Here is a 12,638-nt window from a genome sequence, read left to right as displayed (position 1 = left end):
AGCGGGCACGGCGCGGACCGGCACCGCGGCCGGGACCGGCAGCCGGTCCCGGGCCCGTGCGGTGGTGGAGTCCACCGGGACCGCCGGGGCGGGAGGCGACGGCCCCACGCCCCGGCGGCACGGCCGGTCACAGGTGCGCGCACTGCCCGGCGGTCGAGCCCGTGACGTCGTTGGCGGCGCCGAAGTCGGCGATCGCCGGGCTGTTGCCGGTGCAGGACAGAGAGCCCCGGACGCTGTTGCCCGCCAGGACCGGGCCGTAGCCCCCGGGGTCCCCGGTCCAGGTCGGGGACGGGACCTGGGTGTTGCCGTGCAGGGCCAGCGAACCCGTCAGCTCCGAGCCCAGGACCATCACCTCCGAGGTGGTCCCGCTGACGCGCACCGCGCCGCGGACCTCGGTGTCGGTGAGCCGGACGGTGTGGGCGCCGTCGGCGTTCAGCCCGCCCCGCAGCGACCCGCCGTCCACGACGAGCGAGGCGCCCGCGGCCACGTCCACGCCGCCGCTCACCACGGCCCCGTCGAGGCAGACCACGCCCGAGTCCACGTCCAGGCCGCCCCGGACCGTTCCGGTGACGGTCTCGGTGCACTCGGGGTCGGCCGCGGGGACGACGGTCGCGCGGAAGGAGTCGGGGGAGCCGGTGTTGCCCGCCGCGTCGACGGCGCGGTGCTCCACCGTGTGCGTCCCCCAGCCCGGTTCGTGTCCGTCGACCTCGAACACCGCCGTGGACAGCCCGCCGCTGCCCAGGCTTCCGTAGACGAGGTCGTCGACGTTCGTGCCGTCCGGGGTGAACCTGAACGGCGCCCCGGGGTCGTCGGGCCAGCCGTAGTAGTGGTGCCAGCCGTCGCCGTCGACGCGGAACTCCCCGACGACGTGGCCCTCGCCGTCGTCGCGCGGCGAGAGCCGCATGGAGAACGCGTTGAGGTGGATGTGGTGGTCCTCCCCGGCGGTGGCGGCGGGTTCGGACAGCTCGCGCGGCGCGGTGGGAGCGGTGTTGTCCACCGTCCAGACCAGGGTCTGGGAGTCCCCGCCCGGGGCGGCCGGGTCGGTGACCGCGGCGGTCAGCGTGTGCGTGCCCGCGCCGGGGGCGACCTCGCCCAGGTCCAGGGTGCGCCCGTCGGCGGAGGTGGACACCTCACGCCCGTCCAGGGTCCAGGCCACGTCCAGCACCCGGTCGGTGGGGCGTGAGGTCTCGGCGTAGACCACCTCGTCGCCGCCGACGGCGCGCGCGGTGTCGCGGAAGCGGGTGAACTCCACGGTCCCCGCGTCCGCGGGCAGCGGTTCCCCGACGGTCCAGGAGCGCGTCTGCGTCAGGGCGGCGGACTCGCGGATGAGCGGATCGCGGACGAAACCGGTGGGGTCCTGCACCCGGACGCTCACCTTCGCCCCCTCGTCGAGGCCGAGCCCGGACAGGTCCAGGGCGCGCGAGCCAGCCGCCTCGGGCAGTTCCTCGCCGTCGACCGACCAGGTGTACTCCAGCTCGTGGAAGACGGGGTGGGGGCCCTCCACCCACACGGCGTCCTCGGGCCCCACCTCGCCCTCGGGGGTGGAGGACACCGGCATCTCGCCCCGGTCGCGCAGGCCGGAGATCCGCTGGACCATCACCTCCCGGGCGACCTGGTCGAAGTAGTAGCCCAGCGACTTGAGCATGGAGTGCTCGCTGGGGCGCCACACGCCCTCGGAGTGGTACAACCCGCCCTCGTGGCCGTCGGGGTCGGCGGCGCCGATGGTCCCGCCCGCCTCGCTCTCCTCACCGAGCCAGCGCCACCACTTCTCCCGCCGGTCGAGCATCTCCCGCGACGACATCAGGGTGTGGTGGGCCGAGTCGGGTTCCCCTCCGGTGTAGCGGCCCAGACTCGTGTCGCGGAAGTAGTACGGGTACTCGTCCTGGAGCTCTCCCAGGGAGTGCCCGAGCTCGTGCGGGCTGATCAGCGCGGACAGGGCGTTGCCCGAGGATGCGGTGGCGGTGGCGCCGCCGCGTCCCCCGTAGGTGCCGCTGTTGGCCAGGGCCAGGATCTGCCGGTTGTCCGCGCTCACGCCGGGCACCAGGTCGGCCGCGGCCTCGGCGGCCTCCTCGTCCACGGTCAGCAGCCGTTCCAGGGCTTCGGGGTCGCAGCCGTTGAAGAAGCCCATGTCCAGGGCGGTGTCGCGCTCCTGGTCCTCACGGGCCGGGTCGCAGTCCACGCCCGACTCGGCCGAGGGCGTCTGCACCGCGTACACGTTGAGGTAGTTGCGGTAGGTGCGGAAGGGCTCGATGCTCCACTGCACGTTGAGGTGCTGGTCGAGCTGCTCGCGGAAGAGCGGCATCTCCTCCTCGGTGTAGCCGTCGCCGAGGATGACCAGGTTGAAGCGTTCGGAGGGGGCGCCGGTGACCTGGATCGGCACCACCCGCGCCTCGGAGGGGGAGGTCTCGGCCGCCACGGGTGCGGCGGGGGTCAGGACCGCGGTCAGGAGGGGGAGGGCGGCGAGTGCCGCCGTGGTTCTGCGCACGGGGAGTGGCCTCGTTTCTGGTGCGACGTGCCCGGAAGCCTAGGGAGGCGGGCGGGGCCGATCCAGAGCGCGGGGCATAGGTGATTCGATAACCCGGCCGCGGTTCAGCCGCACACGGGCCGGACGTACCGCCCCGGGTCCTCCTCGTGGGTGTGGTACTGGTGCTGGGGGTAGAGCCGCTGCCAGTCCCCGGGCCCGGCGGGTTCGGTGGAGGACTCCCGCAGCGGCGTGTCCAGCAGCCGCGCCAGCTCGAGGCTGGTCGTGCGCGGGTCGGTCAGCTCCTCCCAGTTCCGCTCCAGGACCCGGCTCACCCGCTCCTCGGGCAGGTCGGCCATGGCCAGGGAGAGCTCCAGGTCCACCGGGGAGGGCTGGTAGGCGTACAGGTTCGCGGCCAGCGTGTCCAGGGTGTCGTAGCGGGACAGGCCCTCCACGCCGGCGGCCAGCCACGCCGCCAGCAGCACGCGCGCCTGCCCGGTGCCCAGGCACTCGGTCTCGTAGGGGTCGGACAGGCCCAGGACCACCCGGGCCGCCTCGCCCACCATCGCGGTCTGCCAGTAGTGGTCCCAGTCGCCCGTGTACGCGTGGACCACCACGTCCCGGTCCCGGGGCACGTCCAGCTCCCGGTGGTAGGAGAAGCTCTCCTGCCACACCACGGGCATGCGCTCGCGCGGGACCTCGGGCAGCAGGTCCATGGCCGGGCCCAGGGCGCCGTGCCAGCGCTCCACCCACGGTTCGAAGCCGGGCAGGGGGCAGTAGGTGACGCCCTCCCTGGTCTGACAGGGCGGCCCCTGCGCGCCGTACACCCGGCTGTCGGGGATGGGGGCGTACAGCGGCTGGATCTGGCGGCCGTGGACGACGGTGCCGACGGCGGCGGCCAGCAGCACGGCGGCCGCGCCCAGGCAGGCCGCCCGGTGGGCACGGCGGCCCCGCGCGGCCATGGCCAGGACGGCCAGGAGGGCCACGACCAGCACCGAGTAGACCAGATAGGCGGTGGCCACGTCCGTGACGGAGGGGGCGCTCACGTTGAAGGGGTCGAGGGCGACGCGGGCCGCCCACTCCACCCGGAGCACGGCGCTCGACAGGTTGGCGTCCACCGCCGAGACGCCGTACAGCCAGTAGGCGGGCAGGGCCAGCAGGGTCACGACCAGCGGCAGGTAGGAGCGGGTCCACGCCACCAGGGCGATGGACAGCAGCGGGCCCGCGGCCGCCAACAGGAGGGGCGCCGGGTAGGCGGACGGGCTCAGCGTGCCCAGCAGGGGAGGGGACAGCCAGCGGTCCACCCCGGCCCACAGCACGACCAGCACCGTGCCGACCAGTGAGGACGCCGCCATCAGGGACAGCAGCCGTCCCGTTCGGCCCAGCGGGGAGACCAGACGCGGACAGTAGCGGGCCTCGCGCATGGCGGGGAAGGCGACCGCGGCGAAGAGCACCGCGCCCACGGCCGTCGCGGCGGCGTTGGCGTTGGCGTACCAGTGCTCCAGGGTGGCCGTCGCGCTCGCCCAGTCCGGGGACACGAGCAGGTACATGCCCGCCAGGGAGCCCGGGAGCACGAACGGGTTGCGGACCAGGCGGAGTGCGTTGAACCAGGTCAGGCGGGCGAACGTGGCCGTGCTCCGGGCGGCGTGCCTTCGTGCGGAGCGTGTCCGGGAGGGCTGGAGTCCGGGGTCGCGGCCTCCTGACCGGTAGGCGCCCCCCGCGCGGGTCCGGCGCCGACCGCGTGCCGGGCGGGGTTCACCGGTCGTCCTGTTCCACGCCGGTGAGCAGCAGGTAGGCGTCCTCCAGACTGGGTTCGACCGGCTCCAGACCCTCGGAGGGGCCGGGCGCGGCGCCGCCCGCGGGGGTGAGTACCCGGTAGCGCCCGTCGGCCAGGCGCCAGGAGGTGTACTCCCGGCCGGGGCGGCCGTCGCGCTCCCACACGTGCCCGCGCGCCCCGTCCACCAGCGCGCGGGGGGTCCCGTCGAAGATCACCCGGCCCGCGTCCAGGCACACCACGCGCTGGCACAGGGCGGCCACGTCCTCGATCTGGTGGGTGGAGAGCACCACGGTGCTGCGCACGGCCAGCTCCGAGACCAGGCCGCGGAACCGGATGCGCTGCTCGGGGTCCAGGCCGATGGTCGGCTCGTCCAGCAGCAGCACCCGGGGGTCGCCGAGCAGGGCCGAGGCCAGGCCCAGCCGCTGGCGCATACCGCCGGACAGGCGCCGGACCCGGCTGTGGCGGCGGTCGTGGAGACCGACCCGCTCCAGGACCCGGCGCACCTCGTCGTGGCGGGCGCGGCGCCCGCCCAGCTCCTTGAGCACCGCCATGTAGTCCAGCAGGCCGAACGCGGTGAAGTACGGGTAGAACTCGGGGTTCTGCGGCAGGTAGCCCAGGTGGCGGCGGATCTCGGTGCGCTCGGCGGCCCGCGCGGGGTCGTGTCCGAGTACGCGCAGTTCTCCGTCGTCGGCCTCCAGGTCGGTGGCCAGGCAGCGCAGCAGGGTTGTCTTGCCCGCGCCGTTGCGCCCCAGCAGCCCGGTCACGCCGGGACCCAGGTCCAGGTCGATCCCGGCCAGGGCGGTGCGGGTGCCGTAGCGGTGCCCCAGCCCCCGGACGCTGACGGCGGCCCGTGCGGTCGTCGTGCTCACGCCGTCCTCACCCGCAGCAGGAGCGCGCCGAGCAGGGCGGTGAGCGCGCCCGCCCACCACACCTGGGCCTGGGGCGCGAGCAGGTGCAGGGGCGTGGCGTCCTCGGAGGCGGTCAGGACGCCCAGGGCGACCAGCCACAGCAGCCCCACCGCGGCGCTGGCCGCGCCCAGGTGCATCCAGCGGCTGAGCACGAGGGACCCGGCGACCAGGGTGAGGGCGGGCAGCAGCCAGAACACCGCCTTCCACGGGGTGTGCGCGTGGGGCAGCAGCAGCGCCGCCGACATGCACAGGGTCAGCGCGGGCACCAGCACCGCGCAGGTGCGCAGGAACAGCAGCCGCTGGCCCGCCAGCGGCGTGACCGAGGTCAGCGAGTGGGCCGGGTCCACCCCGTGCCCGTAGGCCAGGGCCACCCCGGCCAGGGGCACCACCGGGGCGGTGAAGGTGAACATCAGCGAGCCGTGCGGCAGGTGGTGGGCGGCCAGCAGGGCGGCCGTCAGCACCACGACCGTGGCCAGCAGCCAGGCCCGGTACAGGGAGGGGGTGGCGGCCAGCAGCTTGGCGGTGCCCTCGCCCAGACCCAGCGAGGACAGCAGGGACTCGACTGGCCCGCGCCGGGGGCGGTCCACGACGTCGCGCAGGTCCTCCCAGCTCCGGGCCAGCCAGGGCTCGTCGGCGGGCAGCAGGTCGCGGCAGGGCGCGCAGTGGGTGATGTGTGCCTCCACGGACATGGCGGTGACGTCGTCGGAACGGTGGTGGGCGTACTCGTGTGCCTGGGCAGGGGTCAGGTGCCAGCTCATGTCAGTGCCTCCCGTAGCCGCGCCTTGGCGCGCATGACCCGTGTCTTGACGGTTCCCTCGGGGACCTGGAGGATCTGCGCGGCCTCCCGGACGGTGAGCCCGTCCAGCACGGTGGCCTGGATGGCCGAGCGCAGTTCCGGGGAGAGGGAGTGCAGGGCGGCGCCCAACGGGCCGTGCTCGATGTTGAGCAGCACGGTGTCCTCGGCGGAGGCGTCGCCGATGGTCTCGTAGGGTTCGCTGTCGCTGTCTGCGATCCAGCGGTTGGCGCGTTTGCGCAGCTGGGAGATGAGCTGGCGGATCGCGATGGTCCACAGCCAGGCTCCGGCGTCGGTGTCGCCGGGGCGGGGGGTGAAGGAACCCGCGTTCCTCCACACGGCCAGGAAGGTCTCCTGGAGGGCGGCGTCGAGCTGGTCGGGGTCGGAGCACCGGTAGCGCAGCCTGGCCCGCAGCCAGGTGGCGTGCCTGCGGTGCAGGAACTCCAGCGCGCGGGTCTCGCCCGCGGCGACGGCGGCCAGCAGCACCGGGTCGGTGCTGTCCGGGTCGTAGGAGGGCGCGCGGCGGCGCGCGCGGCGGAGCAGCTTCACAGGAGGGACTATCGCGGAAGGCGGGCGCTTCGGTTCGGCGGACGGGCGGGGCGCGGACGCGCCTTTTCCACGGTAACCGCGCGGCGGTTCCGGTCTGGTCCGCGGCGTGGGAGAAAATGGGGCTTATGCGTCTGAGGATCTTCCTTGAGCCCCAACAGGGGGCCACCTATGAGGACCAGCTCACCGTCGCCAGGGCCGTCGAGGACCTGGGCTTCGACGCTCTGTTCAGGTCCGACCACTATCTGCACATGGGGGATCACGTCAGCGGCCTCCCCGGGCCCACCGACGCCTGGATCACTCTCGCCGGGCTCGCCCGGGACACCTCCCGCATCCGCCTGGGCACGCTGATGACCGCGGCGACCTTCCGTCACCCCGCGCCCCTGGCGATCTCCGTCGCCCAGGTCGACCGCATGAGCGACGGCCGGGTGGAGTTCGGCTTCGGTTCGGGCTGGTTCGAGGAGGAGCACGCGGTCTACGGGATCCCCTTCCCCGCCACCGCCCGTGAGCGCTTCGACCGCTACGAGGAGCAGCTGGACATCATCACCGGCCTGTGGTCGACCCCGGTGGGGGAGACCTTCCGCTACGAGGGCAAGCACTACCGCCTGGCCGAGGGGCCCGCGCTGCCCAAGCCGCAGCAGGGTCCGCGTCCGCCGGTGCTGATCGGCGGCACCGGCCCCAAGCGCACGCCGCGCCTGGCCGCCAAGTACGCCGACGAGTACAACGTGCCCTTCAACTCGATCGAGGACACCTCGGCCGCCTTCGAGCGGACCCGGGCCGCGGTGCGGGCCTCGGGGCGCAGCGCGCCGATGGTCTACTCCGCCGCGCAGGTGCTCTGCGCGGGCAGGGACGAGGCCGAGGTGGCCCGGCGGGCCGAGCGGATCGGCCGCGAGGTCCCCGAGCTGCGGGAGAACGGCCTGGCGGGCACCCCAAACGAGCTGGTGGACAAGATCGGCCGCTTCGCCGAGGCGGGCGCCGAGCGCATGTACCTCCAGATGCTGGACATGTCCGACCTGGACCACCTGGAGCTGGTGGCCTCGCAGGTCGCGCCGCAGCTGGACTGATCCGGAGCCCCAAAGGGGTGGAGGTTCAGCCGGGGGCGGTCGCACACCGTCGGCGGCCGCCCGATAACTTGATATCGAGATACAAGTTAGATACCTTGACATCAAGATAACAGCGGGGTTCCCCTCGGCCCGCTCCCGGTTCGGGTGTGTGAAGTTGACCGCTTGAGCGCACCCGGTCCGGACAACGTGGGCGCCCGCTACCAGTGGGCCGCCCGGCCGGTGGCGAGTGGTGTCGCCGCAGGCCACGGCGGGCCTGACGGAGGCCGGGAGGCAGGCGGAGGTCAACCCCCGCGGCCCTTCGCCCCCGGCAACCGGTCAGGGCGGCCTCAACAGGTCCCGCGTCCGCCCCATGGGGGAGGATGCTGGGAACGTAAGTGGCGAGATCAGGAGGCAGACACCGTGTCCGCGAACAGCTTCGGCGCCCGTGACACGTTGCGCGTTGGCGACGAGTCGTACGAGATCTTCCGTCTGGAGACCGTGGAGGGCTCCAGTCGGCTTCCCTACAGCCTGAAGGTGCTGCTGGAGAACCTTCTGCGCACCGAGGACGGTGCGAACGTCACCGCCGACCACATCCGGGCCCTGGGCGGCTGGGACCCCAAGGCCCAGCCCAACCAGGAGATCCAGTTCACCCCCGCGCGGGTGATCATGCAGGACTTCACCGGCGTCCCCTGCGTCGTCGACCTCGCCACCATGCGCGAGGCCGTGCGCGACATGGGCGGCGACCCGGACAAGATCAACCCGCTCGCCCCCGCCGAGCTGGTGATCGACCACTCCGTCGTCGTCGACCTCTTCGGCCGCCCCGACGCCTTCGAGCGCAACGTCGAGATCGAGTACGAGCGCAACTACGAGCGCTACAAGTTCCTGCGCTGGGGCCAGACCGCCTTCGACGAGTTCAAGGTCGTCCCGCCCGGCACCGGCATCGTGCACCAGGCCAACATCGAGCACCTGGCGCGCGTCACCATGAGCCGGGGCGGCCAGGCCTACCCCGACACCTGCGTCGGCACCGACTCGCACACCACCATGCAGAACGGCCTGGGCATCCTGGGCTGGGGCGTGGGCGGCATCGAGGCCGAGGCCGCCATGCTCGGCCAGCCGATCTCCATGCTCATCCCGCGCGTGGTCGGCTTCAAGCTGACCGGTGAGCTCCAGCCCGGCACCACCGCCACCGACCTGGTGCTCACCATCACCGAGATGCTGCGTCAGCACGGCGTGGTCGGCAAGTTCGTCGAGTTCTACGGCGAGGGCGTGGCCTCCGTGCCGCTGGCCAACCGCGCCACCATCGGCAACATGAGCCCGGAGTTCGGCTCCACCGCCGCGATCTTCCCGATCGACGACGAGACGATCCGGTACATGAAGCTGACCGGCCGCTCCGAGCAGCAGGTGGCCCTGACCGAGGCCTACGCCAAGGCCAACGGCTTCTGGCACGACCCGGCCAACGAGCCCGAGTTCTCCGAGTACCTGGAGCTCGACCTGGCCGAGGTGGTCCCCTCCATCGCCGGCCCCAAGCGCCCGCAGGACCGCATCGCGCTGTCGGAGGCCAAGAGCACCTGGCGCCACGACGTGCGCAACTACGTCGAGGACAGCACCGACGAGGCGGGCGAGGAGTCCTTCCCGGCCTCGGACGCCCCGTCCCAGACCGCCAACGGCGCCCGTCCGCACAAGGCCGTCAAGGTCACCATGGCCGACGGCACCGAGACCGAGATCGACCACGGCGCCGTGGTGATCGCCGCGATCACCTCCTGCACCAACACCTCCAACCCCTCGGTCATGCTGGGCGCCGCCCTGCTGGCCAAGAAGGCGGTGGAGAAGGGCCTGACCCGCAAGCCGTGGGTCAAGACCTCCATGGCCCCGGGCTCCAAGGTCGTCACCGACTACTACGAGCGCTCCGGCCTGACCCCGTACCTGGACAAGCTGGGCTTCAACCTGGTCGGCTACGGCTGCACCACCTGCATCGGCAACTCCGGCCCGCTGCCGGAGGAGATCTCCCAGGCCGTCCAGGACAACGACCTGGCCGTCACCGCGGTCCTGTCCGGCAACCGCAACTTCGAGGGCCGGATCAACCCGGACGTGAAGATGAACTACCTGGCCTCGCCGCCGCTGGTGGTCGCCTACGCGCTGGCCGGGTCGCTGGACGTGGACATCACCACGGAGCCGCTGGGCATCGACAAGGACGGCGAGCCCGTCTTCCTGGCCGACATCTGGCCCAGCGCCGAGGAGATCCAGCAGGTCATGGACTCCGCGATCGCCTCGGACATGTACGAGTCCGCGTACTCGGACGTGTTCGCCGGCGACGAGCGCTGGCGCTCGCTGCCCACCCCGACGGGCAACACCTTCGAGTGGGAGGGCGAGTCGACCTACGTCCGCAAGCCCCCCTACTTCGAGGGCATGGAGACCACCCCGGCCCCGGTCACCGACATCACCGGCGCCCGGGTGCTGGCCAAGCTGGGCGACTCGGTCACCACCGACCACATCTCCCCGGCCGGCGCCATCAAGCCGGGCACCCCCGCGGCCGAGTACCTCAAGGCCAACGGCGTGGAGCGCCGCGACTTCAACTCCTACGGTTCGCGCCGCGGCAACCACGAGGTGATGATCCGGGGCACGTTCGCCAACATCCGCCTGCGCAACCAGATCGCGCCGGGCACCGAGGGCGGCTACACCCGCGACTTCACCCAGCCCGAGGGCCCGGTGTCGTTCATCTACGACGCCGCGCGCAACTACGCCGAGCAGGGTACGCCGCTGGTCGTCCTGGGCGGCAAGGAGTACGGTTCCGGCTCCTCGCGCGACTGGGCGGCCAAGGGCACCAGCCTGCTGGGCGTGCGCGCGGTCATCACCGAGTCCTACGAGCGCATCCACCGCTCGAACCTGATCGGGATGGGCGTCCTGCCCCTCCAGTTCCCCGAGGGCCAGTCCGCCGACTCCCTCGGCCTGACCGGCGAGGAGACCTTCTCCATCACCGGCGTGACCGAGCTGAACGAGGGCACCACCCCGGCCACGGTGAAGGTCAGCACCGACACCGGCGTGGAGTTCGACGCCGTGGTGCGCATCGACACCCCCGGTGAGGCCGACTACTACCGCAACGGCGGCATCCTGCAGTACGTGCTGCGCCAGCTGATCGCCAAGTAGGCGGGTCCGCGCGCGGGCGGACCCGTGCGCGGACGCCCCACGCGGCTTCGCGGGGCCGCCACCGTCCGAGCGACGGTGGCGGCCCCGTTCGCGTTCGTCCCTCCTCCAGGTAACGAAAAGGTATAGCCATCGCGGTTTGCCCGCGTCGGCTCGGGTAGCGGCACGGGTAGGGAACGAACGCAACCTACGGCGAAGGAACCGGATCAATGTCAGAGATCATCGAGACGGTGGAGGTCGACGTCCCGGTCACCGCCGCCTACGCCCAGTGGACGCGGTTCGAGGAGTTCCCCTCCTTCATGGAGGGGGTCGACAAGGTCGTCCGCACCGGTGACGGGCACATGCTCTGGACCATCGAGATCGGTGGCCAGAAGAGGGAGTTCGAGGCCGTGGTCACCGAACAGGTCCCCGGGGAGCGGATCGCCTGGAAGACCACGGACGGCACGACCCACGCGGGGGTGGTGACCTTCCACCGCCTGTCCGACACCAGCAGCAGGATCACCCTCCAGCTCAAGACCGTCCCGGAGGGCGTGGTCGAGCAGCTCGGGGACAAGCTCGGACTGGTCAAGACCCGTGCCAAGGGCGACATGAAGCGCTTCAAGGCCTTCGTCGAGCCCGGCCGGGAGAACCCGACCGGCTGACGCCGGGCCCGGAGCCGGTCCCGGGCCCCCGCAGCCGAGGAGGCCGCGGGGGCCCGGCCCGTGTCCGGGGCGGGACCGTCCCGGACGCCGAGGTGTCCGTTCCGTCCCGGACACGCGGACTCCCGGCGCCGCCGTGCGGCGCCGGGAGCCGTCCCTCGCGTCCGGTGTGTCAGTGGCTGCCGCTGCTGACGCTGGAGTGGTAGGCCCCGTGGGGGCCGGCGTGCGACCAGGAGTGGTAGTACCAGCTGTGGCCGTGCCCGTGGCCGTGGCCGTGGCCGCTGCCGGACTTGACCACGTAGCTGTACGCACCGTCTCCACCGGCCCCCGACCAGCTGGACGAGTAGTAGCTGTCCGCCGAGGCCAGGGCCGGAGCCCCGAGCGCCAGGACGGGTGCGGCGACGACGGTGAACGCGAAGCGGCGCAGGGTCTTCCTCTGCATGGTGGTGGGTTCCCTTCGAAGCTCGGTGCGGGGAGCGGCCGTGAGCGTGCCCTCGCCTCCAGCTGCACCGTCGGCGCGGTGCTGGACGCGTGACACTGCCGGACTACGTCCCTTTCGTCCTTTTTGTCTTCTTTGTTCATCCTGACGCCGGGGCGACCCAAGAGGGAACACTGGGGATCTGCGCAAACATCAAAATCGGGATGTCGCGCCCCGCGTGCCTTCGGGGCGCCGCCGGGGAGCCGGGTCGGCGGCGGCATCCGCGCGCTGGCGCGGGTTCTGCTCGGCGGGACGTACGGGAGCGTCCTCGGGGGCGCCCGGAAGAGGGCTCGCGGCGGCGTCGGGGGGTAAACCCCGGACATCTCACCCCCACCGGGGTCCCACGTGGGACCCGCGTGTCCGGGCCGGGCCCTCGGGCGCCGCGCGGGATCGGAGGCCGCCGGTGCGCGGCCCGCGCGTCAGGGCCGGACCGTCCCGGGCGCCGAGGACTTCGCTCGGTCGCGGACACGCGAACTCCCGGCGCCGCCGTGCGGCGCCGGGAGCCGTCATCGTGAGCCTGCGACCCTAGCCGGCGCCGCTCTCCGTGCTGGAGGAGTAGGCACCGCCCTTGCCGGCGACGTTGAAGGACTCCTCGAACCAGGACTTGCCGTCACCGGCGAAGGCCTCGAGCTCGTAGTTGTACGCCCCGTGGGAGTTGGCGCCGCTGGACTCCACCTCGTAGTACGCGTCCGCCGAGGCCAGAGCCGGTGCTCCGAACGCCAGGGCGGGTGCGGCGACGGCCGTGATCGCGATGCGGCGCAGGGTCTTCTTCTGCATGACAGTGGGTTTCCCTTCGTGGCTTGGTGCGGGGAACTCCGACGCCGTGCGGGCGGTCGCAGGTCGGCGCTGTCCG

10 protein-coding genes are annotated in these 12,638 nt (G+C 72.6%); 3 read left to right on the top strand and 7 right to left on the bottom strand.

From position 1 onward, the window contains the following. Positions 1-127: 127 nt before the first annotated feature. From NDAS_RS14160 to NDAS_RS14140, 5 genes are all read right to left on the bottom strand, one after another. A complete protein-coding gene (locus NDAS_RS14160; protein ID WP_013153890.1) occupies positions 128-2,485 on the bottom strand; it encodes a M64 family metallopeptidase in 2,358 nt (785 codons plus the stop codon). A 104-nt stretch (positions 2,486-2,589) separates the two neighbouring features. Beyond that, the gene (locus tag NDAS_RS14155; protein ID WP_013153889.1) at positions 2,590-4,035 is read right to left on the bottom strand and encodes a hypothetical protein; all 1,446 of its coding nucleotides are present in this window, start codon (positions 4,033-4,035) and stop codon (positions 2,590-2,592) included. A 181-nt stretch (positions 4,036-4,216) separates the two neighbouring features. Further along, positions 4,217-5,107, bottom strand: coding sequence for an ATP-binding cassette domain-containing protein (locus NDAS_RS14150; RefSeq protein ID WP_013153888.1), 891 nt, complete (start codon positions 5,105-5,107; stop codon positions 4,217-4,219). Next, the gene (locus tag NDAS_RS14145) at positions 5,104-5,904 is read right to left on the bottom strand and encodes a hypothetical protein (RefSeq protein WP_013153887.1); all 801 of its coding nucleotides are present in this window, start codon (positions 5,902-5,904) and stop codon (positions 5,104-5,106) included. The genes NDAS_RS14150 and NDAS_RS14145 overlap by 4 nt, the downstream gene beginning before the upstream one ends. Beyond that, complete coding sequence (locus NDAS_RS14140) at positions 5,901-6,488, bottom strand: RNA polymerase sigma factor (RefSeq protein WP_013153886.1); 588 nt, start codon at positions 6,486-6,488, stop codon at positions 5,901-5,903. Before NDAS_RS14140 ends, NDAS_RS14145 begins: the two co-directional genes overlap by 4 nt. Positions 6,489-6,613: 125 nt before the next feature. On the opposite strand from NDAS_RS14140, the gene NDAS_RS14135 reads away from it, so the two are divergent. The 3 genes from NDAS_RS14135 to NDAS_RS14125 all read left to right on the top strand — a co-directional run bounded on the left by NDAS_RS14135 (position 6,614) and on the right by NDAS_RS14125 (position 11,310). Beyond that, positions 6,614-7,549 (top strand): LLM class F420-dependent oxidoreductase, encoded by a 936-nt coding sequence (locus NDAS_RS14135; protein ID WP_013153885.1) that lies wholly within the window; start codon positions 6,614-6,616, stop codon positions 7,547-7,549. A 399-nt stretch (positions 7,550-7,948) separates the two neighbouring features. Then, on the top strand, positions 7,949-10,672 hold the full coding sequence (gene acnA, locus NDAS_RS14130; RefSeq protein ID WP_013153884.1) for an aconitate hydratase AcnA: 2,724 nt from the start codon (positions 7,949-7,951) through the stop codon (positions 10,670-10,672). A 206-nt stretch (positions 10,673-10,878) separates the two neighbouring features. Then, positions 10,879-11,310 (top strand): SRPBCC family protein, encoded by a 432-nt coding sequence (locus NDAS_RS14125; RefSeq protein WP_013153883.1) that lies wholly within the window; start codon positions 10,879-10,881, stop codon positions 11,308-11,310. A 169-nt stretch (positions 11,311-11,479) separates the two neighbouring features. On the opposite strand, the gene NDAS_RS14120 is transcribed toward NDAS_RS14125, so the two are convergent. Both NDAS_RS14120 and NDAS_RS14115 read right to left on the bottom strand, forming a co-directional pair. Further along, complete coding sequence (locus tag NDAS_RS14120) at positions 11,480-11,749, bottom strand: hypothetical protein (protein ID WP_013153882.1); 270 nt, start codon at positions 11,747-11,749, stop codon at positions 11,480-11,482. Between the two features lie 561 nt (positions 11,750-12,310). Beyond that, on the bottom strand, positions 12,311-12,562 hold the full coding sequence (locus tag NDAS_RS14115) for a hypothetical protein (protein ID WP_013153881.1): 252 nt from the start codon (positions 12,560-12,562) through the stop codon (positions 12,311-12,313). Positions 12,563-12,638 lie beyond the last annotated feature (76 nt).

It is taken from the genome of Nocardiopsis dassonvillei subsp. dassonvillei DSM 43111 (genome assembly GCF_000092985.1).
Lineage (GTDB): Bacteria > Actinomycetota > Actinomycetes > Streptosporangiales > Streptosporangiaceae > Nocardiopsis > Nocardiopsis dassonvillei.
Note: the sequence above shows the minus strand (reverse complement) of the source record. Positions and strands in the feature narration are given on the sequence as shown.